This window comes from Magnetococcales bacterium (genome assembly GCA_015228935.1).
Lineage (GTDB): Bacteria > Pseudomonadota > Magnetococcia > Magnetococcales > DC0425bin3 > HA3dbin3.
Genome location: JADGCO010000056.1, coordinates 1 through 26,498 on the forward strand (window position 1 = coordinate 1; position 26,498 = coordinate 26,498).

A 26,498-nucleotide genomic window follows, 5' to 3' on the forward strand; every position below is an offset into this window, starting at 1 on the left:
CGCCAGGAGGAAGGGCGCAGCCCTTCCTCCTGGACCTCCATCCCAGTTTTTCATTTGTTTTTGTTTTTGTTTTTGTTTTTTTGAAATTAACAAGTTATTAGATAGCCCCTTGGAAAAGAAAAAAGTAGATGGATTCGGCCTTGATGGCTTTTACAGTTTGTATTTATTGAGTATTATCTCTTCAGGGAGAAGTTGTGTGGCTGGGAGCGGATTGGGAAAAGTGTTTCGGGTCATGACGTTCGGCGAGAGCCATGGTCCGGCCATCGGCGGCGTGGTCGATGGCTGTCCGGCCGGGATGCCCTTGTGCGCGGCGGATATTCAGGTGGATCTGGACCGGCGCCGTCCCGGCCAGAGTCGGTTTACAACCCAACGCCGTGAACCGGATCAGGTACGGATTCTCTCAGGAATTTATGAGGGACGGACCACCGGCACGCCCATCGGCCTGCTGATCGAAAACACGGATCAGCGCTCCCGGGATTATTCCAGGATTCAGGATTTGTTTCGTCCCGGTCACGGTGACTATACTTATTGGCATAAGTACGGCATTCGTGATCCACGCGGCGGGGGACGTGCCTCGGCGCGGGAAACAGCCGTGCGGGTGGCCGCCGGGGCCATTGCCCGCCTACTGCTCCGTACCCAGGGTGTGCAGATCCGGGGTGCCCTGATCGGTATGGGGGGGATCACCATCGACCGGCAGCGCTGGTCCTGGGAGAGTGTCGAGAGCAATCCGTTCTTTTGCCCGGATCCACAGGTGGTGGCCGCCATGGAGTTGTTGCTGGATGAGGTGCGTCAGGCCGGGGATTCCGTCGGTGCCCTCCTGGAGGTGGTGGTCTCCGGGCTGCCGGTGGGATGGGGCGAACCGGTGTTTGATCGTCTCGATGCCGACCTGGCCAAGGCGGTCATGAGCATCAATGCCGTCAAAGGGGTGGAAATCGGTGCCGGTATGGCCGCCGCCCACATGCGCGGCAGCCAGGCCGCCGATGAAATGGTTCCGGATCTTGCAATTCCGGGAAAAGTGACATTTTTGAGCAATCATGCCGGAGGCATTCTGGCAGGCATTTCCACCGGCCAGGATATTGTTTTGCGTCTGGCGGTCAAGCCCACCTCGTCGATTCGCATTCCCAAAAAAAGTGTGGACAAAATGGGCCAGCCACAAGAAATCAGCACCGACGGGCGACATGACCCCTGTGTCGGAATCCGGGCCGTGCCCGTGGCGGAAGCCATGGTCGCGCTTGTCCTGGCTGATCATTTTTTGCAACAAAGAAGTTGTCAGGGTATGTTTTCGGAAGTATGGTCGAAATGATGATTGGTCGTGGTTTTTGGATCGGTCGTGATCGGGGAGGTTGGGCGTGCGGTTGGCGATAATATGCGTTATATCGTCGGCGATCCATGTTGAAATACAAAGATTGATTGAGTGGCGTGCATCCCGATCTGATCGAATTGAAAAACAAATTCAAGGAGATGGTTGCACCTTTATGAATGGATCAGGGAGAACGTTGTCAGTCGTTCATTATTTGCTGGAGAAACGTTGATTTTGGACACTCTTTCAGTGGGGTTTGCATCCCTGCAAACCCCACCAAAAGCGATTGAGCCTTGAACGCTGCAACAGGCAGGCCGGAACGGTGAAAATCCAGATTTTTGGTTTATCGGGAATTTTCAGGTTTCGGGACAGCATGCGAGGGTTGATTGACTTCCCTGGCGGGAGCGGTCTGACTCGTTGGGACAATTTTTTTGCCGGTCATGGGTGCCAGGTATTGGGTACGCTGCTTGTGGCTTTCGATGGTATCCGCGTTTTGGACATAAATGGCAATGAAAAAGCAGCCCAGGATGTAGGCCAGAATGACAGGCAGCCCATGCCGCAGCCAGAGACCGGTAGATCTGGCTTGCGGAAACAGGTTGGACAAGGCAACACCTGCCGAAGAACCAAACCATAACATCGAACCTCCAAAGCCCACGGCATAAGCCAACAGCCCCCAATCATACCCCCCCTGTTTGATGGCCAGGGCAGTCAAAGGAATATTGTCGAATACGGCGGAAACAAAACCAAGACCCACAGCCGTCAACCAGGAGGCCTGGGGAAGTTTTTCCACCGGCATCAGCGAGGCACACAGGACCAGGGAGAGAAGAAACAGACTCCCTTTGAACGTCTCCGGCAGGATTTCCCAATGGGGCTTGCGAATAGGCGCAGCCAGCAGCAAAGCAACCCAGACTGCAACGCCGATGAAGGGAAAATGGTCGGAGTATTCATTGAACTTGATATTGACGGTGACGTTGACACCAATGGCCAGGAACAGAATGAATCCAACGATGGCAATGCGGGTCATATCCATGCGGACCCCAACCACTGGTTCCGGATTGATCGGGGAGTGGGCATGTTGAATCAGGGCTGCCGGAATGCCGAAAATGAACAATGCAGGAAAAGCAGCAACATAGGCATGAAAGACTTCCGCAGGACTGATACCGGCAATCCACATCATGGTGGTCGTGGTATCCCCAACCACGCTGCCCGATCCACCTGCATTGGATGCGGCAACGATGGCAACCAGATAGGAGAGATGAACCTTGCCCCGGTAAACGATGTTGGCAATGGTTCCACCAATCAAGGCCGCAGCAATATTGTCCAGAAAGCTGGACAGAACAAAAATCAGGAAAAGCAGAACAAAGCTTCCTATCCAGCCGGAAGGTAGAAAACGCGGCAGGATTTCCGGAATTTTGCTCTCTTCGAAATGGTTGGAAAGCAGGGCAAAACCCATGAGAAGACACAACAGGTTGGTCAGGATGACCCACTCATGCCCGATATGCTGGATCAGACCAGACACGCCAGCACCATGCACGAAACCGGTAAAAATGACCTTGTAGGTGGCAATGATGGCCAGACCTGTGAGAGCAACCTGCAAGGTGTGGCGGTGGAACAGGGCCACGCCAAGCAGTGTGCAGGCAAATAGCAGAAAATCAACAGGAATACCAAATACGGATGGTCCGACATGGGCAGATGATCCACCGGCCCAGGCACTTTCAGGCACAAGGAGCATCAACATTGCAGTAAGAATTCGTCCATTCATGAGTTTCAGCACCAAGTGTATGTTAATGATAATAATTGAAAATATTTTATATAAATCAGGCATGCTATACCGGTTTCTGGAACAGATCAACCTTTCTGTCAGACACCTGGTCCGACGAACCGGTCGGGAAATAGAGAGATTCATCTCCAAAACCAATAAATTGATCTGTCACGGATTCTGCCAGAATGAATATATTTTTAAAAAATTCAGATAATGAATTTTTTAATTCAATTTATGATAACAATACAAATTATTAAAGCAGATGACACGAAATGGTGTGCAAGGGGTCTCCAGGGAGTGGGTCTGGCACCGTGATACGTTCAAAGAGTGTAAGAAATCATTTCCAGTCCCCGAATATTTTCGAAGCGAAGCCCGACTGTCGAAAGAGGTCGCTAAAATATTAAAATATTTTCATCATACAGGGTTTCAGGCCGGATTTTGCTTCAGAAATTATGGCAGAAAAGGCAATATATTTCATTGCGGAAAGCGTTTTATACGTGGATTGCAGGCGAGATGGATTTGAAAATGCGTCCCGGCCTGATCGAATTGAAGAACAAGTTGGGAAAGATGGTTGCATCCTTGCGGGAGAAAAAAATCCGGAGGAGTCCTGGAACAGAGAGAATTTTGCAAACTTTCCCGGATTAAAAGCAACCAGGACAACCTGGTTTCGATGTGACAGCCTGCAAGGGAATGGAAGTGGTGAAGGAGGAAGAACAGGGACGCGGATTTTTTCAGTTTCACGGACGCATCATGTGCGATGAAATAAAAATATGGACTTTTTTATTCGTTCGATTGGAAATTATCTTGACAAGATGCGACGGGAAAATTAGAACCATGCCCAGTGGGGAATCAAATAATCTTGATGGAGAAACGTGATGTCTTCTGATCTGTTGAAACGGGCTGCCGGTATCGTCGAATCATATGTGTCCAACAACGAGTTGCCGGCAGCGGAAATTGCTGCCCTCTTGAACAGGGTTTACAATTCATTGTTGCAGCTTTCCGCAGTGGAAGCGGGGGGAAATCTGTCTGGTGTTGATGGGGCCTCGGGATTGGGTCAGGATGACCTGCAAGCCCGGTTGGCAAGAGGCGCAGGGCGGGATGGCGGCTCCGCCGACTTCAAGTCGTCGGATCGTGACCTCAGAAACACCAAGCCGGAACCGATCATTCCCATCAGCGAGGCCGTGCGTGAAGATGCCGTCATTTGTCTGCTCTGCGGCAAGGCTTGCAAGGCCCTCAAGGGACACCTGACCCGTTCGCACAAAATTACCATTGATGATTATCGGAAAATGTTCGATCTGCCGAGGAGCTTCCAGCTCGTATCCCCGGCATATTCCGAAAAACGGCGGAAATTGGCCATCGATGCCGGCCTTGGAGAAAAATTGCGCACCGCCCGCAACCGGAATCGGGATAATCAGGGATAGTTTCCCGAAAAACAGAAGCGCGACAAACGATTTCGACCTGAAACCCGGCCGGCAGGGTATTTGACCCTGCCGGCGGATTTTTTGACCCTGCCGGCAGGGTGAGAGGGCGTTTCATTTTTTGCGCAAAAGTGGCATAAGGTATTGACCCGTCCAGGACTCCGGGTGTTGGGCGACGGTTTCCGGTGTACCCGAAGTGATGATCCTTCCCCCTTTGTCACCCCCCTCGGGACCCAGATCCAGGATCCAGTCGGCACACTTGATGACATCGAGATTGTGTTCGATGACCACCACGGTATTGCCGGTCTCCACCAGACGCTGCAAAACCTCCAAGAGTTTGCGAATGTCGTCAAAGTGGAGACCGGTGGTCGGTTCGTCCAGAATGTAGAGGGTTTTGCCAGTGGCCCGGCGCGCCAGTTCCCGGGCAATCTTGACCCGCTGTGCCTCGCCGCCGGAGAGCGTGGTGGCGGCCTGACCCAGGCGGATATAACCGAGTCCCACTTCCAGAAGGGTCTGGAGCTTGACCAGGGCAACCGGAATGGCCTGGAAAAATTCGGCAGCCTCCTCGATGGTCAGATTGAGAATTTCGGCAATGTTTTTGCCCTTATAGAGTATTTCCAGGGTCTCCCGGTTGTAGCGTACCCCTTTGCAGTGATCGCAGGGGACGTAGACGTCGGGCAAAAAGTGCATTTCAATGCGGATGAGACCTTCCCCGGCACAGGCCTCGCAACGACCGCCTTTGACATTGAAGCTGAAACGGCCCGGGAGATAGCCCCGTGCCCGGGCTTCCGGTACCCCGGCCAGCAGGTCACGAATGGGGGTTAATAGACCCGTATAGGTGGCTGGATTGGAGCGGGGAGTGCGGCCTATCGGGGATTGATCGATGTGAATCACCTTGTCCAGGTGTTGCAGGCCGTCGATGCGGGTGACGGGTCCGGCACTGGTGCGGCTGTGATAGAGACGTTGGGCCAGGGCCGGATAGAGGGTGTCCAGGATCAGGCTCGATTTGCCGGAGCCGGAAACGCCCGTCACGCACGTCAGCAATCCCAGCGGAATGGTCGCGGAAATGTTTTTCAGATTGTGGGTGGTGACCCCTTCCAGGGTAATCTGCCGCTCTGGATCCGGGGTGCGGCGGCGGGGTGGCATGGGAATGGAGAGAGCGCCGGAGAGATATTTGCCGGTCAGTGAGTCCGGATGGTTGGCGATTTCTGCCGGGGTGCCACTGGCGACCAGATGGCCGCCGTGTTCGCCGGGGCCGGGGCCGAGGTCCAGGACATGGTCGGCGGTGCGAATCGCCTCTTCATCGTGTTCCACCACCACCACGGTGTTGCCCAGGTCGCGCAGACGCCGCAATGAATCGAGCAGGCGTTGGTTGTCCCGTTGGTGCAGGCCGATACTCGGTTCGTCGAGAATATAGAGAACCCCCACCAGACCGGAGCCGATCTGATTGGCAAGCCGGATGCGTTGTCCTTCGCCGCCGGAGAGGGTGGCGGCGGGTCGATCCATGGTCAGATAGTCCAGACCGACGGAAATCAAAAAATTGAGCCGGTCGTGAATCTCTTTCAGAATGCGCTGGGCTATGGTGTTTTCCTGGGGGGTCAGATCGAGGCTTTGCAGGTAGCTGTCGGCCTGGCGGAGCGGGAGGGCGGAAAAACCGGCAATGTTCAGGGCACCAATGCGGACATGCCGGGCCTCCAGGCGCAATCTCTCCCCGTGACAATCCGGGCAGGGGGAGGTGTTGCGAAATTGCGCCAGTTCTTCCCGGATGTCGTCCGAGTCGGTTTCCAGATAGCGCTTTTCCAGAATGTTGACCACCCCGTCCCAGGGGCGCAAGGGGTTCATGCGCCGCCGGAATCCCTTAAATTTAAAACGTATTTTTTCCTCGCCACTCCCGAACAGAATAATATTCCGGTCGGCGGCGGGGAGTTCGCCCCAGGGGCAATGAATGTCAATCTGGCATTGCTCGGCGACCGTGTAGAGGAGTTCCTGGTAGAGGTGGGCGGTGGGTTTGGCCCAGGGGGCGATGGCCCCATCGCGCAGGGTGATGGCGGGATTGGGCGCGATCAATTCCGGATCAAAATATTCCTTGGTCCCCAGACCATCGCAACGAGGGCAAGCCCCGAAGGGATTGTTGAAGGAGAAGAGCCGTGGTTCCAGATTGGGGTAGGAAATGTTGCAATGGATGCAGGCGTGGCGTTCGGAAAAGAGCAACTCCCGGGGGGGATCTTCCAGAATCTGGATGCGGGCGATCCCTTCGGCCAGGCGCAGGGCTGTTTCCAGGGAGTCGGCCAGACGGGTATGCAGGTTCGGCTTCATCACGAGCCGGTCCACGACCACTTCCAGGGTGTGTTTGACGTTTTTGTCCAGGGTTGGGGGTTGTTCCAGGTCGTAGGTCTGGCCATCGATCAGGATGCGGGTGAACCCTTGTTGGCGGAGTTCTCCGAGTTCTTTGCGGTATTCCCCTTTGCGGCCTCGGACGATGGGGGCCAGGAGCAGCAGGCGGGTGCGTTCCGACAGGGTGGTGAGTGTATCCACCATCTGGCTGACGGTCTGGCTGGTGATGGGGAGATTGCAGCCGTGGCAGTAGGGGCGACCGATACGGGCATAGAGCAGCCGCAGATAGTCGTGAATCTCGGTGACCGTGCCCACGGTGGAGCGGGGATTGCGGCTCGTGGTTTTCTGTTCGATGGCGATGGAGGGCGACAGGCCTTCGATGGCATCCACATCGGGTTTGTCCTGGAGGGAAAGAAACTGCCGCGCATAGGCCGAGAGGGACTCCACGTAGCGTCGCTGTCCTTCCGCCGACAGGGTATCGAAGGCGAGGGAGGATTTTCCCGAGCCGGACACGCCCGTGATCACCGTGAAGGCATGGCGTGGAATTTCCACGTCAATGTTTTTCAGGTTGTGTTCGCGGGCACCACGGATAATGATCTGTTTATCGGACATAGGTTTGACATTGGCTCCTTTGCTGGCAGAGAGAGACACTACCATGACCCATTACATGGCGGAACTGATTTTGACGGATCGACCGGTATTGATGGTTGGTGGGGGCAAGGTGGCGCGGCGCAAACTGGCCGGTTTGCTGGCCAGTGGGGCGCGGGTGCGGATTGTGGCACCGGAGTTGGACCCTTGGGTGGCGGAGCGGGTGCAGGCGGGGATGATCCAGGCAGGTCAGGCGGGAGGAGCGGGCCAGGGCGTGGGGCGTCATGTTCCACTTGTGCATGTGGCGGACTTTTTTCAGCCGCACCATCTGGCGGGAGAGGAGCCGCCCGTTCTGGTCTTTGCCGCTACCAGTGATGCCAACCTGAATCGGGAGATTGCCCGTTTGTGTCAGGCACGGGGTTTGTTGTGCAATTCTGCCGATGATCCGGCGGTGAGCGGCTTTCTGGTGGCTGCCATGGTCAGGCGCGGGCCGGTGGTGGTGGGGGTGGGGAGTGGTGGTTTGAGTCCGGCTCTGGCCAGGTTGCTTAAGGAGCGTCTGGATCGTTGGCTGGAGGCGGGTTGGGGTCAGGTGGCCACCCTGTTTGGCAGCAAACGCGACCTGGTCAAGGGGGTGTTGCCGGATGGCGAGAGGCGGCAAAGGTTTTGGCGGGAGACGACCACGGCCCTGGAGCGGGAGGGGCGTTGGGATCGCAACGACAATGAGCCATGGTTTCTGGCCAGGCTGGAGGAGACAAGAAAAAAAACAAACTGAAAAAAAAGAGGGGGTTTGGGGGATTCATCCCCCAATGGGGTCTGGGGCAACGCCCCAGTGGGGTCCGGGGCAAAGCCCCGAAAAATCCGGAACGTCTTAAAAAAGTGTATCGTGATCAAATATTTGGGAGTCAGTGCCTGTCTCTTGGGGCAAAAGGTTCGCTATGACGGCAACCATAAACAGGATCCGTCTCTTGCCAGGCTCTACGGGCGGGATGTGACGTTCATTCCCATCTGTCCCGAGGTGGAGGCCGGCCTGGGCATTCCCCGGGAACCGCTACGTCTGGAGGGGGATGTCGCGGCACCCAGGGCCATGACCATGTACACTCGGCAAGATTTGACCGATCTGTTGACCACCCATGCCCGCAAGCGTCTGGCGGATCTGGCGACACTCAATCTACAAGGGTTTGTTTTCATGAGCCGTTCGCCTTCCTGTGGTCTGGACTCGGTGCCTGTCCTGCAAGAGCAGGGTCAGGTTGTCCTGGGCCGAGGGATTTTTGCCCAGGCCTGTGCCCGATGTTTTCCCGGCCTGCCGATGCTGGAGGTCGGGCAAAAGCCACAATCAGCGCCCCCGTGATGAGGTCGTTTGATACCAAATTGATGTCATGCATAAAATGGGAGCCTTTGAGAAACTCTGGGAACACCTGACATGAGGAGAACAAGATGGACACCATCGCAACCACCATGGAAGCAGAAGCCCGCAAACTGAGTCCGTCGGCTCGGTTGGAACTGGTGGACGCCATTCTGAACAGCCTGGACGAACCGGATCGGGAAATGGATCGACTCTGGTCCCAGGAGGCCGAAGAGCGTCTGGCTGCCTACCGCCGGGGAGAGATGCAGGCGGTCCCCCTGGATGACGTTCTGGCCAAATATCGATGATCCGTTTTCTTGATGCCGCCCAACAGGAACTTGATGAAGCGGTGTCGTTCCACGAAGGTCAGGTCACCGGTCTTGGCCGGGCGTTCCTGGCCGAGGTATTGGCGGCTCTGGATCTGGTGCGCCGCTACCCGGCGGCTTGGCCCCTCAGCACCAACACCCGGCGTTATCGCCTGCGACGTTTTCCCTACGGACTGATTTACCATGTGGATGGATCAGACATCCTGGTTGTCGCCGTGGCCCACCTGCACCGCCGCCCCGAATACTGGCGTAACCGTTTGATACCAATTTGATGTTATATTTTGGCATAAAATGGGTATCCGTGTGCAAAACCGGGGCAATGACGTCACAGGTCAATGGATCGAGGCAGGAGAGGGGGCAGGGGAGGGGAGATCCGGTGACGTATTCGGCGTTGCGGACCGACTTACTGGTGGCTCATTTGGCGGCGGCGGCGGTGGTGGCGCATGTGCTGGAGTCGGCCTTGCCGGGTTTGGGACCTTGGTTCAAGCCGGGGTTTGCCAATATGTTTGCGTTGGTGGCCTTGTTTCAGGTGGGTTGGCGGGCTTCGGTGGGGGTCTCCCTGATCCGGGTGGTGGTGGGGTCTCTGGTCGGGGGGAGTTTTTTGTCGCCGGCGTTTTTTCTCAGTTTTGCGGGGGCCATGGGGGCGGTCCTGGTGATGGGGATGGCCTGGCGGTTGTCCGGGGGGAGATTGGGGCCAGTGGGGATTTCACTCCTGGCGGCCCTGGCGCATATGGCGGCGCAGGTGGGTATGGCCTGGCTCTTGATTTTTGGGCATACGGGTATTTTCATGGCCCTGCCCTGGTTTTTGGCCGGGTCGTGGGTCACGGGTGTTGTCAATGGGGTATTGGCGTTCTTGATCCTGCAATATTTGGAAAAATCCAACGAACACAGGGGAGCATCAACGCATGTTACGGGCAGTCGAGGCGGAAATTGACGAAAACGGGGATGTACGATTGTTGGAACCCCTGGCATTACAGGGGCGACATCGGGCGGTCGTGACCATATTGGGGCCAATGGAAGGAGCTGGGGTTAAAGCACCTCTGGGGAGTGGGGCTTTGCTGATGGCGATTTTGAATCATAATCGGTTGCCTCCAGAATCTCGTTTGTCTGCTGAGGAAATTGATGCTCAAATTTCGGCAGAGCGGGATGCATGGGATTGAACGGTATAATCCATCTCGACATCATAGGTCATCGTTTCAGATCACGATAAAAATTCTCGTGGCTTCCAAAAGCCAACATTTCAAGTTTTTCTTCGGTTTCAGTCCATTCGTAAGCAAGAAGAGTCAGTTGATTGGTCATTTTGAATTTATACACTCTGATACCCGCCAGATCACCCGCCTTGGCTTTTCCAACAGCAGGATTGGCGACTATTGCTCGGACTGCGTTATCCAAAGCGTGTTTCTGGTTGCCATGCAGCCGCTTTACAGAATTTTTGAAAAGGCGACTTTGGAGGACGAGCATCAGTCGAACTTGTATTCTTCAAAATCCTGTTCATCCCTGGCAAGGAGGATATTCTTGATGAGGTCATAGGGCAGGTCTGGATTTTCCTCGGCGATTTTACCAATGCGGGACCAATGTTCGATTTGCCTGGGCAGCGAACGGTTGAAAACCTTCCCATAACGCTTAGCATCAGCCACCAACTCATCCGATATTTTTACATTGACTGACATTTCAGGCTCCTTTCATCCAGGGTGGCCCAGCATAAACCAAAGGGGAGCAAAACGGAATATATTTCACCATGCATCAGGGATTTTTGTGCCATTCTTTTCTGAGTTCCGAAAATGGAATGGTCATGGTTGAATCTCCTTCGATGTGCAAAAAACCGGGATTGGGGTTCAGGGTAAGGCCCGGCATACCTGACAAAAGTGTCACATCGTCCCTGACAAGACCCCGCATGCCTGACAAAAGTGTCAACAAACCCCTGACAAACCCCTGACAAGGTGACAAAACCGGCCTGACAAACCCAACATTTTTGTCATCTGTCGCCTGACATACATCGGGTAAAGTGACAAAATCGTCAGGACGCCTGACAAAACCACCGACAAAAGAGGGGAAAAAGGGCAAAAAAACCGCAAAATGGGACAAAAACAGGGCAAAAAGGGCTTCCAATGACCCATTTTGTCACTTTGTCACGACCAGGGCTGCGCCCTGGACCCAACAAAAACCAAAAAAATCAAGGCTCAACGGCTGGCGGGGGCGGCGAGACGAAAGCCCAGATTGACGTTGCGGCCACCGGCGCGGATGACGTAGCGGATGGCGGCCCGGAGGCCCTCAGCCGGGAAGAGCCAGGACCCGCCCCGCATGCACCGCATGTCATCTGGTATGAGATGTGGATCCAGCGGTGTCTCTACGGCATTTATATCGGAGGACGAATTTCGACACCACTCCCAGACGTTGCCCGCCAGATCACAATGACCGTAGGGTCCGTTGCCGGCAGGATAGATGCCTATTGGAGTGGGTGCCATGACTTTTCCACCAGTATGATAATTGGCCAACTGCTCTAGATTGGGCGACTCTTCTCCCCAGGGATAGTCTCCTTTCCGGGAAGTGGCCGCCATTTCCCAAACGGCATCATCGGGCAGGCGGATTTGCATTTCTCTTTGCTTGCTCAACCAGCGACAAAAGGCCATCGCTTCGAACCAGGAAACTTCGGTGACAGGCCGGTTGGGGTGCAGGAGCTGGTCATCCCAGTTGTCTGGGTTATTCCAATCCATTTGCATGCGCCTTTGCCAGCCTACTTCATCCCACCATGTTTTGTCCTGATAGCCGTTGTGATCCACAAAATGTTGATACTCCATGACGGTCACCGGGTATTTGCCCAGCAGCCAGTCGGTGCCGGGAACCGGGATCAGGTTCAACGCATGCAGGCGGGGATCCCCATGGCCCAGGGCCTCGGCAGCGGCAATGCGATCCTTGACCTTAACCTTGGCGGCCCCTTCCCGGTCAAAGATGGCCATGGCCCGGGTCAGTAATTGTTGGAAGGATGTGGCAATATCCGGGGGAGGTTGGTAGCCATAGATGCCCATGGTCGCCAGCAAGCGTCCCATGATGCCGGCTATTCTGGCTTCTGAGGCCAGGGTGGGCGGATGGCTGATGTCGCCGAGTACCCGCCGCAAGAGCAGGTCCACCGAGGTGTCCCCACCTTCGATCAGGCACCCGGGAAACAGTTCCACGGTTTCTCGCCACTGGGGATCATCCAGATGGCGGCGCAAAATTGGCCACCAACCCGTCTTCTCATCGGTTCCCATCCAGACCAGTTGCCGGGCCGCCAGATATTCCTGAAAGGTCAAATGCCAGAAACGAACCTGCCCCTGTCCAGACTCCTCCAGGATGCCACTCCAGAGGCATTCAAACTCCAGCCATTGTTTGGCTTTGATACGTGCATCTTCCGGAACGGGGAGGGAATATTGTCTGGCCACCAGGTCAGTCACCGCTTCACCAGCTAGCTCGATGCCCAGAATGGTACGCTTTTGTTTCCTATCACCCATCATGGCCAGGGCCAAGCGGGGAAAGGCCCTGTCGGCAAACACATTGGTAAACCCGGCTTCTTTGCGCAGATCCTCCCGGGCACCGATCAACCAGTTGATGGCGGCCTGATAGACGCGGGCACGACCCTCGGGAAGTTTGCCCTCGTTCCAATGCACCACACAGAGGCAAGTGAGCATGACCGGGTTTTTGGCCATGCGGCGAATTTCCACCCGTTCCACGATGGCCTGAAGTAATTTATCAAGCTGGGTTTTGGCCTCACCGTCGGGTTTCTGGCCCGGCAACAAACCGTACAGAGCGGCAACCCAACGATCCAAAAATTCTTGTATTTCATTCTCTTCGAACGGGGCGATGGTTGTTTCCGTGAAACCAAGCTGCCGCAACCGCTCAGTCTCGAATGGGCGGCTGGTCACCACCAGGGGGCATTTATTCCAGTGGCGCAGGGCATCCTGAAAAATCAGAAAAACCCGTTCCCGGGTTGTTGGGTTGGCCACCTCATCCAGTCCATCCAACAGAAGCATGACGTTGCCGGCCTGCAACTCTGTTTCCCAATGCTTCCGCCAGGCCGGATCATGGCTGGCATTGGGCGTGTCTCCCAATAAATCAAGCAACCGGCTCCGGTCGTCCCGTCCCTTTTCGGCCAGCTTTTTTTCCAACTCGGATAATTTAAGAAACAGCGGAATTTTGGGTTTTTTTGTGTCGTCCAATCCCAGATGGCAATTGCGCCAGGATGTGCCATCAGGACAAGGTATCCCCAACAAATCCCGGGCCAGCATGGTGGCCACCAGTTTGAGAAAAGTGGTCTTGCCGGAACCCGGTGCCCCCTCGATGAGCAATCGGAAGTGGTGAGGCAGGAGTTGTTGCAGGAGCAGGGATTCATGGCCCAGATCCATTGTTCCGCGTTCGTCACGACTTTTCAGGGTGGTGTATAAATCTTCAATGGGATAGACGGGTTTGGCCTCTTTGCCACGCCCTTTGCCGGTGCCAATGCCACTGATTTTAATGTGCTGGGTGCGGTCCAGAAGGGAGTGCAGCCAGGGGTTGAGCGAGGGGGCGGCGGGGTTATTTATCCGGGGTACGGTGGATATGGTTCCCTCGCGGAACAGAAAGCCATCCCTCTCATTTCCTTTGGAATAGGGGTCATATTTAAACTGACCCGCTTTGCTGTGACCCACGAGGTAGACCATGGGCCAAATTTTGATTTCGCCGTTGGCTTCCATTTTTCCCCAGGTGTAACCAAAAGCGCGATCTCTTTTTTCTGTGCCATATTTTTCCAAACCGAACAATGATGGAGCCTGGTAATAATAGCGTAACGAATTGACCGAACTTCCAGCAATCACAGAACCTGTTGCGTGCATGTGGCCATGCAAACAGAGCAAAAACCGCTCAGAGGGATAGATAAACTCTTCAAAGGTGTTTTTTATTTTGTTTTGCGACAACCATGCCGGAGGATGGTGCATCAACAAAAATGCAGAGCGGTTAGGTGACAGATTATCTTTACCCACAGCCTCTTGATATTGCCGCGTCAATATTTCGAGCTTGCCCGTATAATCACCCTCGGTAATTTGCAACCAGGCCGAATTCAAACCCACAATGGAAAGTGGGGGCCGGTCAGGCAAATCCAGGTGCAGGGAAAAATCGCCAGGAACAATCGATATGTTTGATTTTATATACGGATTTTTCCGGTATTCCTGAACAATCCCATTAAACCAGGTTTGATAATTGCCAAACAAGGTTTCAAACATGGCCTTGTTGATGGGCTTATGTAAATTTTCATCCAGTTTTGCAAAGCTGGCTACGCCGATGCTGTCATGCTCGATGATTTTGCGTAATATGGAAAAACCGTCTTCAATATCCTCGGCACTCGGACGAACCAGATCATGATTGCCCGGCACAGGTATGACAATGGGAGCGGGTTTTCCCGCCGGAACGGAGAGTTTTTGGATGATCTCGTCTAAAAAAGATTGAAATTGTGTGTACTCCTCTGGCTTGCCGTGCCAGCCGATGTCACCAGTGATCAGGATCAGGTCGGGTATGCCACGCGCTTCGAGCATTCCCGCCATGCTTTCAAAAAAAACCTCATTGAGATGCCGACGGTCCACTTTCCCCGGGCATCCCATATGAATATCGGAAATATGCAACCAGCGCAGGGGTTCGGACATGTGATTCAACCTTTTGTGGATGAAGCCAGGGCAGCGACACGAAAGCCGAACATGCTGACCCGGAATGCAGCCGGATTTTCGAAACGAAAAGCCGAACGCAGGATTCAATGGGAAAGCTCCAGGACCCACCCCGCAGGGCCACTCTGTCATCTTCAGAGATCACCGGATCCAGTGGTGCATTCTGACTATGATCAATATTGTATACGGATTGCGGCACCACTCAAGGACATTTCCCGTCAGATCGCAATGGACACGAATCCATCTTCGGCGGAATCAAGTCCAACTGGCGTGGGTTCCCTGGCCTTGCCTTGGTCATGGTTGGCCGGTTCTGAATTCTGTTTATCTGGCAAGAGAAAATGTATATAAAGGTTGAAGCAGAGGTCCGGAAGCGGTGAGATGGTTTGGAGACGGGAATGAGGACGATATTCCGGTATATGCCGGGATGAGGGGTATTGACCATGTTGCGGACGGTTGATGCGGAAATTGGTGAAAATGGAGAGGTATATTTGTTGGAACCCCTGGTATTGCAGGAGTGGCATCGGGCGCTCGTGATCATATTGGGGCCTTTGGAAGAACCCGGAGTGGTCGCCCCTTTGGGGAGTGGTGCTTTGCTGATGTCGATTCTGAACAATAATCAATTACCACCAGAGTCTCGTTTGTCTGCTGAGGAAATCGATGCCCACATTCAGGCAGAGCGGGATGCATGGGATTGAACGGTTTGGTTTATCTCGACACCTGTATTGTCATCTACCTGGTGGAGAGGCACCCTGCGTACTTTTATCGTCTGGCAGAAAGAATGCTGGGTACCGAGCGATGTTTTTGTCACAGCATGTTGGTAGAACCGGAATGTCTGGTCATGCCTCTGCGTCTGGGGCGGAATAATTTGGTGGAGAAGTATCATGATTTTTTCCTTGGCAGCATTTGTTTACCCATGCAGGATTCCATGTTTCTGCATGCTGCGGAACTGCGTGCCCATCATGGTTTGAAGACGCCAGATGCATTACACTTGGCTTCTGCCATGCATCATGCCTGCCTTGAGTTATGGACCAATGATGACCGCATGGTGTCTGTTGCCCCGAAATTGGCGGTCAATGTATTACGTGGTTGAGGTTTCCCTGTGGGGCAAAAAGAGCCTCAAATGACAAATTTTGTCACTTTGGAACTGTCCATAAATAAGTTGAGCATTTCAACCGCTCAAAAAAGCTGATGCTCAATGCCAATAGAGACTGTTTTGTTAGTGTTATTTATGGACACATCCTTTGTCACGACAAGGGCTGCGCCGTGATGGCGATTGCAAGTGTCATATCCCACTGGAATCAACCGCGTGAACATCCATGGTTCACGAAATCCTGCAAGGCGAGGCGCACATCCTGCACCACGGTTGTCCAATCCTGGTTTTCTTTCTGACGAAACAGTCGCATGATACCCGGATACCACGGTGAATCCGGGCGGTGTTCCAGCCAGCGCCAATCGATCCCGATAGAGGGCAGCAACACCCAGCAGGGTTTGCCCAGGGCACCGGCCAGATGCATGACCGCCGTATCGACGCCGATTACCAGATCCAATTGGGCAATGATCGCTGCCGTATCGGCAAAGTCCGTCACCTCGGACCCCAGATTCAGCAATGGTTGTCCGGGGGGCGGGATGAGCGGCGATCCGGCTCCGGATGGATGTTGCAAGCCGATGAACACCACCCCCGCCACTGACCACAAGGGAGCCAGAATGTCCAGACCCGGCAGGGAACGGCAGGCATCGTTCAAATGCCCCGGATTGCCCCGCCAAACCAGACCCACACGACACTTGCCCGGCGGAATCCGGCTGGCCCAGGCGGCAATGCGCTCCGGCAGCGGGTGCAGATAGGGCAACCGGTCGGGAATGTTCTCCTGGACGATACCCAGATGCAGCGGAATGCTGAGCAGCAGGGTCCAGGCATCATGGTGCGGAATGACCATTCCGGCCAACGGTGCCTCGACCAGAACCTGATCGACACCCGGGAGACCACCAAACAGGGCTTGCAGAGGTTTTTTGCAGACCAGCGTGATGTTCCGAACGCCCAGTTCTTTGAGAATGGGCAAAAAACGCCCAAACTGGATCATGTCGCCATACCCCTGCTCCGGCCACACGAGCAGACTCTTTCCCGCCAGGTTTTCGCCCTGCCATTGGGGAAAAGGGAGGGCGGGCAACATGAGAATCGGCTCTTTTTTGCCAATGTGGTAGCGGTATTCGTAGAGCGGCCACCCTTCGCGAAAACGTCCCTGCGCCAGTAGGGTAAGACTCAGATAAAACAGGGCATCGGCATCGTGCGGGCGCTGCCGCAAAACGGCCAGATAGGCGCTGATGGCCTCATCCAGCCGCCCGAGCTTGTCCAGCAGATTGCCGAGATTGAGATGGCCGACCACTTGCTGCGGGGCCAGGTGCAAGGCAAGCCGAAAATGGGCTTCGGCCTCGACATGCCGCTGCAACTTGTCCAGCAGATTGCCATAATTGTTGTGCGTTTCGACACAAGCGGGCTGTTGGCGCAAGGCCTCCTGAAAACAGGCCTCGGCCTCGGCCAGCCGACCCGCGCCATGCAACAGGCTGCCCAGATTGTTGTGGGCCTGGACCAGATCCGGTCGAAGCCGCAATGTCTCCCGATAGGCCTCTTCCGCCTCGACAAACCGCTTGCAAGCGTGCAACAGGTTGCCAAGATTGAGATGAGCCTCGGCATAGCCGGGATGCAGATGCAACGCCGTCCGGAACAGGGTTTCGGCTTCGCTCAACCGCTGCTGTTCGTGCAACAGAATGCCCAGGTTGTTGTACACATCGACAAAATCGGGCGCTTCCACCAAAACCCGCCGCCAACAAGCCTCGGCCTGGGCCGGTTGTCCCAGTTGCGCGGCACATACCGCCGCCAGATTCAACAGGGCAGCATTGTGTGCATCATGCCGCAACGCCTCGCGGGCCATGTGCCAAGCTTCAGTCACCTGACCGGCTGAAAACAGGGCCTTGATTTTTGCAAACCTGCCGTCCTTGTGCCTGGATTTTTTCATTATATTTCAAATAGGATACCTTCTTGCCGACCCAAATAATCACAGATCCATGGCATGGAGAGCATTTTCCACAATATCCTTGACATCCTCGACAGACAAATGGCAAGTCGGCTGCAAATTCCACCATCGCCCATGTGCCAACCAGTGACGCAATTCCAGGATACTCTCAAGTTCGGCCAGCATGGCCAGCTTCTCAGGTTCATCGGCCAGGTATCGTTTCCAGGCTTGCAGAATTCCCTGTTTTCCCTGAAAACTTATTTTTGCTGCCTGGTTATGCGCATGGGCATGCAATACTGCGAATTGCCCACTCATGAAATTATTTTGCTTGTCATTGATTCGGACAGCAAGGTTGTGACGGATCCGTCCCTCGATTGCAGACAACAGATTAAATTTAATAAGATTTTCCAATTCGGTAACAAGCGAGTCGAAATATGAAGTCGGGGTTTCAAACAAGTCAATCCCAATGTCGAAGTTTTCCAAGGCATCCATATCGATTTTTCCCAGACATGCCATGATAAAATAGTTCTTTCTGAAATTCAGGCTTTTCAATGATTCCTGATAATATTTCCAGATAAAACCGATATCCAGAACCTGACCGGAAACATCAATCAAGGCATTCATGACCGAACAATATTTTGCAAATGTTCAGTAAATGTTTCTTCGGTAACGCGCAACAGGGAACGACGATCCGTTGGCGGAACAAAGTACCAATCCGCACGCCGCATTCTTTCTTCCATGGGAATAATTTGTTGTGATCTGGCACTCTCCAGATTGTGAAACACAGCCTCTTTTGGTGGAATACTCGTGACCCGGACCATATGAAACCCGGGGGCCTGTCCGGAATCATTGAGGACAAGCATCAGTTTACCAAGAGACCCTACCATGTCCACACGACCCAACCCTCCCAAAATGACCATGCCAACAGGTGTCAACGTCACTGTTTCGGAGATGACATGAATCGCCATCATGGGTGCATCATATCTGCCCCATGTTCCCATGACATCTTCCTGGATGGCAACTTGATCAATCCTTGTGTCCAGAAACCCTTCTTTCTGGTAAGGGGATAACCAGGCAGCAATTTGCCGGTGAAACAGGAAGTCGAGTTTATCCAACCAGATTTTTCTGCGGATTTCCCAGTCAATATGGCCGGAGAGCGTATCCCGTTCTCTTTTTTTCTTAAGAAATTCAGAAAATTGCAGATTAGACATCCTGGCCTCCCTCAATAGTGGATCTGGTCGATATTCTATCATGAACAGCCTGTTGTCAGCACATGATTTTGTTGACCTGTTCGAAAACATCTTCTGAAAAAAAATCCAATCCTGGGGATTATTTCCGTTTGCCAACATGCAACCCGGGTTCCGATTGTTGCCAGCGCAAGCCGTGGTGTCGGAACAGGATTTTCAGGCTGCGGTTGGTGTGCAGGAGGGCCAGACCGCTGCGGGGGGTGTAGGCCGGGAAAACGAGCTGGTTTGGATCTTCGGGGGCGGTTGTCAGGGCGAGCAGAAGCGATCCCTGGGGATGCAGCAATCGGGTCAACCTGTTGAGGAAGGGGCCGGGGTGTGCGTGGCGGTGTAACGTGTCCACGAGGAGAATGGCGGCAAAGAAAGTTTCGGCATTTTCCGGCGGCAGATCCTGAAAAGGTTCCCGGAATTGCATCTGCCCATGTTTGTTTCCCGGGGGATTTTCCCAGGCCTGGAGATCGCTGTCCATGACCAGGATATGGTTGGTTTGGGCAGCGGAAAGCGTACCGGTTTCCAGCAGGGCCAGGACCTTTTGCCGGAGGTTGTTGCCGTCCGGATTGAACACGCCTTGCAGGGGATCGACTGCCAGTTGACGACAGAGTTCTGGTTCCCAGTGGTCGAAAAAGTTGGTGAATCGGCAACCACATTGGGCACAATGGTAATAATCGACCGGAATGCCGGCATGGGGCAGGCGATAGTGAAAACCATCGGCCTGGCAACGCGAATAATCGACGGCGGCCACCCAACCGGACCGGGCATTCCCGCAACAACGACAGGGAATAAACTCTTGCAGGGGGGGATGGGGTGGCAGAAATGGTCCCTGGGGCCAGCGCCAGGTTGACCCCTGCCGGATCGGATCCCAGGCAGCGCTGGTTCGGGGCGTGTGTGGCTGGGGAGTCATGGTGACTGGGGTAGGGGCTGGTGAAGAGGGGAATGCCGATGGCAATTCTGGCATCAGGTTCCCGGCGGGTGCCGGTGTCAATTCTGGCGTCAAGCTTGCGGTGGATGCCGGTGTCCATGCTGGTGCCGGGAGCGTTGCGGAGGGTGGCGTCGAGGTGGTCCACTGTCGAAGGGCCGCGACAACCTGCTCCATGACCGCAGACCAGTCATCCGAATCTTGTTGTCGAAACAAACGCATGGTTGGATACCAGGGGGAGTCGTCCCGCTCCAGCAGCCAACGCCAGTCGGGAACCCGGGTGATCAAAGTCCAGACCGGGCGACCCAGCGCCCCGGCCAGATGGGCAATGGCCGTATCCACGGTCACGATCAGGTCCAGGGCCATCATGGCTGCCGCCGTGGCGGCAAAATCGACCAGAACACCACTGACATCCAGCAGACCCTGCTGGAACACGTCCGGGGAAGGGGTGGGCAGTTGCAGGGAGACCAGGGTCACTTCCGGAACCTGATGCAGGCGGGAAAACAGGGTCCAGGGAATGGAGCGTTGGGCATCGTGGGGATGGGTGGAGCGGCCAGCCCAGACCACGCCAACCGCCCGGCGGGTCGGCACGGCCTGTTGCCGCCAGACCCGCCAACGCTCCACTTCGACGGGATCGGCCCACAAATAGGGTACCGGCAGCGCCGCCAGCAGATGCAGGTCCGCTCCCACCAGGCCCGGCAAGGCACTGACAGGGGTCTGCCAGTCAAAGGGTTGGCCGTGCGCGGGATTGGAGACCACCAGGGGTTGGCCCGGCAGGGTGCGCAGCAAACGCCGCAACGGCGGGGAACACCCCACAACGATGCGGCCCTCGCCACGGCTCAACAACAGAGGTATGAAACGGGCAAACTGGATGGTGTCGCCATATCCCTGTTCACCAAATACGATCAGGGTTTTTCCGGCCAGGGAGCCGCCCGGCCAGCAGGGTTGGGAAATCCTGGGCAGCAGACTGCGGGCATATTCCATGCGATAGCGCCAGGCATAGCGTGCCCACCCCTCCGGGAACTGCCCCAGTAAAAGCAAAAGTTGTCCAAGCATGAAATTGGCCTCGGCCTGATCCGGGGCCATATTGAGGAGGGTGGTCAGGACATCGCGGGCGGCCAGAAAACGACCCGAGGCCAGCAGATGCAGGGCCAGATCATAACGCAATTGCAGATGCTGCGGCTCCCGGGCCATGGTGGCCACCAGACGCCGTATTTCCCTGTCGGCAGCGCCATCCTGGAGCAACGCCTTTTCCACAGGTCACTTGGTTTCCTGGAGGGACTGGAAACCGGCCAACTGCAAGAGTTTCTGTCCGGTTGGACCCATCACCCAGTTGACGAAGGTCAGATGATCGCCTTTGGGTTCCCCGAGTGTGTAGAGATAGAGGGGCCGGGTCAGCGGATAGGTCCGTGCTGTAATGGTTTCCCGACTCGGGGCGATACAGGAACGGTCGGATCCCTGGAAGAGACACAGGGTTTTGACCTTGGCACTGACAAAAGCCATGGCCGTGAAACCGAGGGCACAGGGGTCGGATGCGACGTGTTGGATCAATTCGCGGCTGGTGGGAAAATGGCCCAGTTCCCGGCTCATGCGCCGGTTTGCCTGCAACAGATGGTCGCGCATGAAGGAGTAGGTGCCGGTCTTGTTTTTCAGACTGGCCAGACGCAGACGCTGCCCGGAGCAATCCGGTACCGTGACCCCCAGATCCGTCCAGCGCCGAATCTGTGGATGCAGGCCAAACAGGTCACCCAATTGTTCGACACGGATTCCCTGCAAAGGGTTGTCGGGATGCACGACCAGGGTTACGGCATCCCATCCCACGATCCGCTCGACCGGTTCGGCGTATCCCCGCTTGACGGCCAGGCGTTTTTCCCGTTCCTTGATGGGGCGGGAAGATGCGGCAATGTCCACATGGCCGTTGATCAGACCCGCAATGCCATTGTCCGCACCGCCCCCTTCCACCAGCAGATTCGTGTCTGGATATTCTGCCCGAAAGCCGTCGGCCCAGCCGTACAATGCTTCGATCATGGTTTCGGAACTTCTGATGCGCACCTTGGTCATGGCATCATCTGCGCCGGCGGTGGCCGAGGCAGCCGGCCCACTCTGCCAAAGAACCAGAACAGCCAGGAGTATCCACCGGATTTTATTCACATTCAATCTCCACAACTTGCCATGGGTGATCCCGATCAGATCTGGAGAGAAGCCAAGGCCGATACATCGAAACTGTATCGGAACATCAGGCCATGAACCCTGATATTTCAAGATACCATTATTGCATCGATTCGGGCAACGCAAGGAGAGTCAGGGCAAGCGCATTTGCCTGGGAGTCTGGGTGTTTTTCCAGCACAGAGGCAGGCGAATGCCCTGTCCTGGGAGCATGAGCGTTCCACCCGCAAACGGCAGGTCAGACGCCTGTGTTTCCGGGACAGATGTAATTTTTCTGGACAAAAAATCGCGATGTCGTGACAATCAGCCACCAGGGGTCGCAGGCCGGGACCAGGAACCGGGACCACCAGCCGGGATCAGAAGCCGGAATGAACAGGTCGGGGCCATGGCAGTGAAATCGGATCATATTGTCACCCATTTTCGGCAAATTCTCCTCTGGCCTCTGCAATTGATGCCTCTGGCAGTTCATGATGATCGGCAACATTGGCAATTGCTGGAACAGAATCAGGGCAAGTCCGACTGGTACCGGGTCGAAAACAAGTTTACCGGGGACCGGCACAGCGTCAGGCAGGGATTCCAGGAGCGGTACTACAAGGAGTTCGTGACCTTTCCACCCTATGTGCAACGCTTTCTCTATGGTGAAAGCCGCAGCCTGACCCGGTCGGATCTCACGGACCCTCCCGGTGATTCTGCCCTGAAAGTGTTTCGTCGCCACAATGTGATCGCCCTGCGCCTGACCCTGCACAAGGGTGACGATCCCATTGTGCTTTCCGTGCCTTTTGTCGGCTTGTATTTTTTTGACGATATTGATCTGGCCTTTCTCAAGGTTGAGGTTTTTACCAACAATCTGCCTCTGACCACCGTGCGTGACCTGTTGTATCGTTTTGGTCGTGCCTATCCGACCGGCTGGGACGAAACCGGCCAGGGAGTCCACAATGCGGCGTGTGTGGAGTGGCTGGCGGCGGATGGTCGCGTTTTGGCATCATCGGATTTTGATAATCAAAACAAGTTTTTATCGTTTACCTGTCGGCATCGTGCCCCTTGCACCTCGTCGCACTGGGCTTTTCTGCTGCATCCTCTGGTCCTGGATCCTTCCGAGGAGGAGGGCGATATTCGTTACCGGCAGATCGAACACCACCGCATGCCGCTGATGGCCTATCTGGCTGTCGATGATCCCCGCAGCATTTCCCGCGAAGAGTGGATTCGGCTTGGCCTTATCGCCACGTTGCATCCGGATGAACCGATTCCCCTCCATGATCCAGATGTGACGGATTTCAATGCCCGCTATTGTTATGATCGATTCTGGAGCAACACCGACGGTGGGTCCAATACCCGGTTTTTGTGCAGCGGACAGGCCTTTGTCGTGGTCGGCGATGCGCGGGAAAGCTATTTTCTCAACAATGATCGTGGCATCCAGGCCCATTTTCGTCATCAATATTTCATTCTGTTTTTGATCACCCACCTGCACCGGGCGGCCCTGCTGATTTTTTCCGACCGTCTGGTGGATGCCATCCATGACATGGATATCAAACAGGCCAGCTCCGTCCACAGATTTCGCCAGCGCATCCATGCCAGCTTCGAGGCATTTTTGCGTTTTACGCACCGTTACTGGTTTCACGAAATTTCCGAACGTCCCCACATGCAGTCCATTTATCGCCTTTGCTCTGGATGGCTCGGCAATGATGCCCTTTATGCCGAGGTCAAGGAGGAGTTGCGCGACATGAGCCAGTATCTGGACAGCGATGCGCAACGCCGCCAATCCACCACGGTCGTGCGTCTGACCGTGGTGACCACCGTCAGTCTGGTGGGTACGGTGGCCACCGGTTTTCTCGGCATGAACATCATCAATGAAGCCGATGCCCCCTTCTGGTTGCGTTGGAGTTATTTTCTCCTGACCATTTCCGGCACGATTTTGTTTGTGCTGTACGCCATCACCAAATCAAAATGGCTGGCTGATGTCATGGACATTCTGTCCGATCATCGGATTACTCTGCGTGAACGTCTTTCCCAACTGGTCGTGTTTACCCGGCACCATGCACGATAGCGTTTTCGTGCCATTCTTTTTCGAAACAGCGTGAATCCATTCAACAGTCGTCCTGCGGATCGATGCCGGCCATCCCCCGGGTCATCCAGAGGATATACGGAAGGAGGTCTCGTGGCTGGAACCAGTCTGTTGACCCTGATCGACGACATTGCAACCCTGCTGGACGATGTGGCGGTCATGAGCAAGATTGCGGCCAAAAAAACCGCCGGTGTGTTGGGTGATGACCTGGCCCTCAATGCCCAGCAAGTGGCCGGCGTCCAGGCTGACCGGGAGTTGCCCGTGGTCTGGGCCGTTGCCGTCGGTTCGTTCAAGAACAAATTCATTCTGGTCCCGGCGGCCCTGGCGATCAGCGCCATCCTGCCGTGGGCCATCACCCCGCTTTTGATGCTGGGCGGGGCCTACCTCTGTTACGAGGGTTTTGAGAAAATCTTCCACTCCCTGCACCTGCATCAGGCCAGACAAAATTCCTCCATGGCCCACGCAACCGTTGCCAATGCAACCGTTGCCGACGCAACCGTTGCCAATGCAACCGCTGCTGCCAATGCAATCGTTACCGACGCAACCGCCGCCAACGCATCCGGCCCTGGATCCCCCAGGCTGGACATCGACAGGACCACTCTGGAACGGGATAAAATCGCCGGGGCCATTCGTACCGATTTCATTCTTTCCGCAGAAATCATCACCATTGCCCTGGGAACCGTTGCGACGGCACCGTTTCCAAAACAGGTCATGGTCTTGACATTGGTGGCTGTCGGCATGACCATCGGTGTCTATGGTGTGGTGGCCGCTATCGTCAAGCTGGACGACGGGGGTGCTTGGCTGCTGCGCAAAAGCGGCGATGCCCTTTTGGCCAGGGTGCAGAGAGGAATCGGCAAGATCATTCTGGTCATGGCACCCTGGCTGATGAAGCTTCTCTCCATTGTGGGGACGGTGGCCATGTTCATGGTTGGTGGAGGGATCCTGACGCATGGCATACCGGGTTTTTCCGGCTGGGTGCATGATCTGACCCTGTCCCTGCATGGCCATCCCGGAGTGGGCACCATTCTCGCCATGACGCTCCCTCTCTGTCTGGACATTCTGACCGGAGTTGTCACCGGCGGCCTGCTCCTGTTCGCCATGAAACAATCCGTATCCTGGCAGCGGTCAAAAGGTTGTCTGTAGCGACAGGATCACCATGTCATCGCGATGGATGATTTCGTTGCCGGCGAAAAAGCCCAGGATCGAGGCAATCTCGGTGCTGTGATGACCGATGATGCGGCGCAGATCGTCGGCGTTGTAATTGACAAGCCCCTTGGCCACTCTTTCACCCTGGGGCGTGGAGCAGTAGAGCGCGGCTCCCCGGTCAAATTCGCCGGCAACTTCCCGGATTCCTTTGGCCAGGAGGCTTTTTCCTGAAAACAGGGCAGCGACCGCCCCCTGATCCAGGATCAGGTCCCCCTCGGCCAGCAGACCATCGGCTATCCAGCGTTTGCGGGAACTGATGGCATCGGCCTCGGCCAGAAACAGGGTTCCCAGGGGATTGCCCTGAAAAAGGGTGCGGATGGGATCGGCACGAAAGCCATTGGCCAGGACCGTGCGGCAACCACTGCGGGCGGCCTTGCGGGCGGCGCGCAGCTTGGTCACCATGCCGCCCGAGCCGACCAGGGAACCGGCACCTTCCGCCAGGGCTTCCAGTTCGGGGGTGACTCGTTCCACCAGGGCAATGCGTTGGGCATCCGGGTGGGTTCGCGGATTGGCGTCGTAGAGTCCATCCACATCGGAGAGCAGGATCAGCAGATCGGCACGGATCAACCCGGCCACCAATGCGGCCAGGGTATCGTTGTCGCCGAAACGAATCTCCACGACGACCACCGTATCATTTTCGTTGACGATGGGGACCAGCCCCAGATCCAACAGGGTTTCCAGGGTATCGCGGGCGTTGAGATACCGGCGGCGATGGGCCACATCATCCCGGGTCAGCAGGATCTGTCCCACATGGCGGCCCAGTTCGGCGAAAGCCTCCTCGTAGCAGCGCATCAAAAAGCCCTGTCCGGCGGCGGCGGCGGCCTGTTTTTCCCGGAGGGCGAGCAGAGGGCGTCCCAGATTGAGACGGGGCTTGCCAGCCGCCACGGCTCCCGAGGTGACAATCACCACCTGGCGTCCTTCCTGGATCAACCCTTCCACTTCCCGGCAGCGGGCCGCAATCCATTCCCGATCCAGGGTGGTACCGCCTGCGGTCAGCAGATTGGAACCGATTTTGACCACCACGCGCCGGGAACCTGCCACCTGTTCCCATTCGTGTTTGAGCCGCTCCTCCATGCACGGGATCCTTCCCAAAAATATTTTCCAAAAAAAACAAATGAAAAACTGGGATGGGGGTCCAGGGGGAAGGGCTGCGCCCTTCC

The 26,498-nt window shown here is 55.5% G+C and carries 21 protein-coding genes and 1 pseudogene; 11 read left to right on the top strand and 11 right to left on the bottom strand.

The genetic code is table 11. The annotated features are described in order from the left end of the window. The first annotated feature begins 196 nt into the window (after positions 1-196). Positions 197-1,303, top strand: coding sequence for a chorismate synthase (gene aroC / locus HQL65_13295; GenBank protein MBF0137209.1), 1,107 nt, complete (start codon positions 197-199; stop codon positions 1,301-1,303). Positions 1,304-1,808: 505 nt separating this feature from the next. Here aroC and HQL65_13300 read toward each other — a convergent pair. Continuing rightward, positions 1,809-3,032 (bottom strand): annotated as a pseudogene (locus tag HQL65_13300) (citrate transporter). A gap of 905 nt (positions 3,033-3,937) precedes the next feature. On the opposite strand from HQL65_13300, the gene HQL65_13305 reads away from it, so the two are divergent. Next, the gene (locus tag HQL65_13305; GenBank protein MBF0137210.1) at positions 3,938-4,483 is read left to right on the top strand and encodes a MucR family transcriptional regulator; all 546 of its coding nucleotides are present in this window, start codon (positions 3,938-3,940) and stop codon (positions 4,481-4,483) included. 111 nt (positions 4,484-4,594) lie between these two features. On the opposite strand, the gene uvrA is transcribed toward HQL65_13305, so the two are convergent. Then, positions 4,595-7,426 (bottom strand): excinuclease ABC subunit UvrA, encoded by a 2,832-nt coding sequence (gene uvrA / locus HQL65_13310; GenBank protein MBF0137211.1) that lies wholly within the window; start codon positions 7,424-7,426, stop codon positions 4,595-4,597. Between the two features lie 43 nt (positions 7,427-7,469). Between uvrA and HQL65_13315 the strand changes: the two genes are divergently transcribed. From HQL65_13315 to HQL65_13335, 5 genes are all read left to right on the top strand, one after another. Then, positions 7,470-8,174, top strand: coding sequence for a bifunctional precorrin-2 dehydrogenase/sirohydrochlorin ferrochelatase (locus HQL65_13315; protein ID MBF0137212.1), 705 nt, complete (start codon positions 7,470-7,472; stop codon positions 8,172-8,174). A 111-nt stretch (positions 8,175-8,285) separates the two neighbouring features. Continuing rightward, positions 8,286-8,750 carry a DUF523 domain-containing protein gene (locus tag HQL65_13320; GenBank protein ID MBF0137213.1) on the top strand — a complete coding sequence of 155 codons (465 nt, stop codon included), beginning with the start codon at positions 8,286-8,288 and terminating at the stop codon, positions 8,748-8,750. Positions 8,751-8,836: 86 nt separating this feature from the next. Then, a complete protein-coding gene (locus tag HQL65_13325; protein MBF0137214.1) occupies positions 8,837-9,052 on the top strand; it encodes an addiction module protein in 216 nt (71 codons plus the stop codon). Then, on the top strand, positions 9,049-9,342 hold the full coding sequence (locus tag HQL65_13330) for a type II toxin-antitoxin system RelE/ParE family toxin (protein ID MBF0137215.1): 294 nt from the start codon (positions 9,049-9,051) through the stop codon (positions 9,340-9,342). The genes HQL65_13325 and HQL65_13330 overlap by 4 nt, the downstream gene beginning before the upstream one ends. A gap of 104 nt (positions 9,343-9,446) precedes the next feature. Further along, a complete protein-coding gene (locus tag HQL65_13335) occupies positions 9,447-10,004 on the top strand; it encodes a Gx transporter family protein (protein ID MBF0137216.1) in 558 nt (185 codons plus the stop codon). 254 nt (positions 10,005-10,258) lie between these two features. On the opposite strand, the gene HQL65_13340 is transcribed toward HQL65_13335, so the two are convergent. From HQL65_13340 to HQL65_13350, 3 genes are all read right to left on the bottom strand, one after another. After that, complete coding sequence (locus HQL65_13340; GenBank protein ID MBF0137217.1) at positions 10,259-10,531, bottom strand: type II toxin-antitoxin system RelE/ParE family toxin; 273 nt, start codon at positions 10,529-10,531, stop codon at positions 10,259-10,261. Then, on the bottom strand, positions 10,531-10,740 hold the full coding sequence (locus HQL65_13345; GenBank protein ID MBF0137218.1) for a ParD-like family protein: 210 nt from the start codon (positions 10,738-10,740) through the stop codon (positions 10,531-10,533). Before HQL65_13345 ends, HQL65_13340 begins: the two co-directional genes overlap by 1 nt. A gap of 510 nt (positions 10,741-11,250) precedes the next feature. After that, positions 11,251-14,718, bottom strand: coding sequence for an SUMF1/EgtB/PvdO family nonheme iron enzyme (locus HQL65_13350; GenBank protein MBF0137219.1), 3,468 nt, complete (start codon positions 14,716-14,718; stop codon positions 11,251-11,253). Positions 14,719-15,176: 458 nt separating this feature from the next. Here HQL65_13350 and HQL65_13355 point away from each other — a divergent pair, with 458 nt between their 5' ends. Next, the gene (locus HQL65_13355; protein MBF0137220.1) at positions 15,177-15,431 is read left to right on the top strand and encodes a hypothetical protein; all 255 of its coding nucleotides are present in this window, start codon (positions 15,177-15,179) and stop codon (positions 15,429-15,431) included. Further along, positions 15,428-15,826 carry a type II toxin-antitoxin system VapC family toxin gene (locus tag HQL65_13360; GenBank protein MBF0137221.1) on the top strand — a complete coding sequence of 133 codons (399 nt, stop codon included), beginning with the start codon at positions 15,428-15,430 and terminating at the stop codon, positions 15,824-15,826. The genes HQL65_13355 and HQL65_13360 overlap by 4 nt, the downstream gene beginning before the upstream one ends. A gap of 208 nt (positions 15,827-16,034) precedes the next feature. Here HQL65_13360 and HQL65_13365 read toward each other — a convergent pair whose 3' ends face one another. The 5 genes from HQL65_13365 to HQL65_13385 all read right to left on the bottom strand — a co-directional run bounded on the left by HQL65_13365 (position 16,035) and on the right by HQL65_13385 (position 22,055). Continuing rightward, a complete protein-coding gene (locus tag HQL65_13365) occupies positions 16,035-17,747 on the bottom strand; it encodes a glycosyltransferase family protein (protein MBF0137222.1) in 1,713 nt (570 codons plus the stop codon). Positions 17,748-17,786: 39 nt separating this feature from the next. Beyond that, on the bottom strand, positions 17,787-18,368 hold the full coding sequence (locus tag HQL65_13370) for a hypothetical protein (protein MBF0137223.1): 582 nt from the start codon (positions 18,366-18,368) through the stop codon (positions 17,787-17,789). After that, positions 18,365-18,955 (bottom strand): hypothetical protein, encoded by a 591-nt coding sequence (locus HQL65_13375; GenBank protein ID MBF0137224.1) that lies wholly within the window; start codon positions 18,953-18,955, stop codon positions 18,365-18,367. Before HQL65_13375 ends, HQL65_13370 begins: the two co-directional genes overlap by 4 nt. 118 nt (positions 18,956-19,073) lie before the next feature. Then, positions 19,074-21,161 (bottom strand): hypothetical protein, encoded by a 2,088-nt coding sequence (locus tag HQL65_13380; GenBank protein MBF0137225.1) that lies wholly within the window; start codon positions 21,159-21,161, stop codon positions 19,074-19,076. Positions 21,162-21,164: 3 nt separating this feature from the next. Beyond that, on the bottom strand, positions 21,165-22,055 hold the full coding sequence (locus HQL65_13385; GenBank protein ID MBF0137226.1) for a PstS family phosphate ABC transporter substrate-binding protein: 891 nt from the start codon (positions 22,053-22,055) through the stop codon (positions 21,165-21,167). Positions 22,056-22,455: 400 nt separating this feature from the next. Here HQL65_13385 and HQL65_13390 point away from each other — a divergent pair, with 400 nt between their 5' ends. Continuing rightward, complete coding sequence (locus tag HQL65_13390; GenBank protein ID MBF0137227.1) at positions 22,456-24,114, top strand: hypothetical protein; 1,659 nt, start codon at positions 22,456-22,458, stop codon at positions 24,112-24,114. Positions 24,115-24,225: 111 nt separating this feature from the next. Next, complete coding sequence (locus HQL65_13395) at positions 24,226-25,275, top strand: DUF808 domain-containing protein (GenBank protein MBF0137228.1); 1,050 nt, start codon at positions 24,226-24,228, stop codon at positions 25,273-25,275. Here HQL65_13395 and HQL65_13400 read toward each other — a convergent pair. Further along, positions 25,258-26,412, bottom strand: a complete 1,155-nt coding sequence (locus HQL65_13400; GenBank protein MBF0137229.1) for a glutamate 5-kinase — start codon at positions 26,410-26,412, stop codon at positions 25,258-25,260. The two genes, HQL65_13395 and HQL65_13400, sit on opposite strands and share 18 nt — an antisense overlap. Positions 26,413-26,498 lie beyond the last annotated feature (86 nt).

Bases quoted from the DNA above. Each gene is read 5' to 3' on its own strand.
- HQL65_13370 (MBF0137223.1), bottom strand. From the start codon at position 18,368: ATGAATGCCTTGATTGATGTTTCCGGTCAGGTTCTGGATATCGGTTTT.
- HQL65_13315 (MBF0137212.1), top strand. From the start codon at position 7,470: ATGACCCATTACATGGCGGAACTGATTTTGACGGATCGACCGGTATTG.
- HQL65_13345 (MBF0137218.1), bottom strand. From the start codon at position 10,740: ATGTCAGTCAATGTAAAAATATCGGATGAGTTGGTGGCTGATGCTAAG.
- HQL65_13330 (MBF0137215.1), top strand. From the start codon at position 9,049: ATGATCCGTTTTCTTGATGCCGCCCAACAGGAACTTGATGAAGCGGTG.
- HQL65_13340 (MBF0137217.1), bottom strand. From the start codon at position 10,531: ATGCTCGTCCTCCAAAGTCGCCTTTTCAAAAATTCTGTAAAGCGGCTG.
- HQL65_13400 (MBF0137229.1), bottom strand. From the start codon at position 26,412: ATGGAGGAGCGGCTCAAACACGAATGGGAACAGGTGGCAGGTTCCCGG.
- HQL65_13390 (MBF0137227.1), top strand. From the start codon at position 22,456: ATGGCAGTGAAATCGGATCATATTGTCACCCATTTTCGGCAAATTCTC.
- HQL65_13375 (MBF0137224.1), bottom strand. From the start codon at position 18,955: ATGTCTAATCTGCAATTTTCTGAATTTCTTAAGAAAAAAAGAGAACGG.
- HQL65_13355 (MBF0137220.1), top strand. From the start codon at position 15,177: ATGTTGCGGACGGTTGATGCGGAAATTGGTGAAAATGGAGAGGTATAT.
- HQL65_13365 (MBF0137222.1), bottom strand. From the start codon at position 17,747: ATGAAAAAATCCAGGCACAAGGACGGCAGGTTTGCAAAAATCAAGGCC.
- HQL65_13325 (MBF0137214.1), top strand. From the start codon at position 8,837: ATGGACACCATCGCAACCACCATGGAAGCAGAAGCCCGCAAACTGAGT.
- HQL65_13350 (MBF0137219.1), bottom strand. From the start codon at position 14,718: ATGTCCGAACCCCTGCGCTGGTTGCATATTTCCGATATTCATATGGGA.
- HQL65_13305 (MBF0137210.1), top strand. From the start codon at position 3,938: ATGTCTTCTGATCTGTTGAAACGGGCTGCCGGTATCGTCGAATCATAT.
- uvrA (MBF0137211.1), bottom strand. From the start codon at position 7,426: ATGTCCGATAAACAGATCATTATCCGTGGTGCCCGCGAACACAACCTG.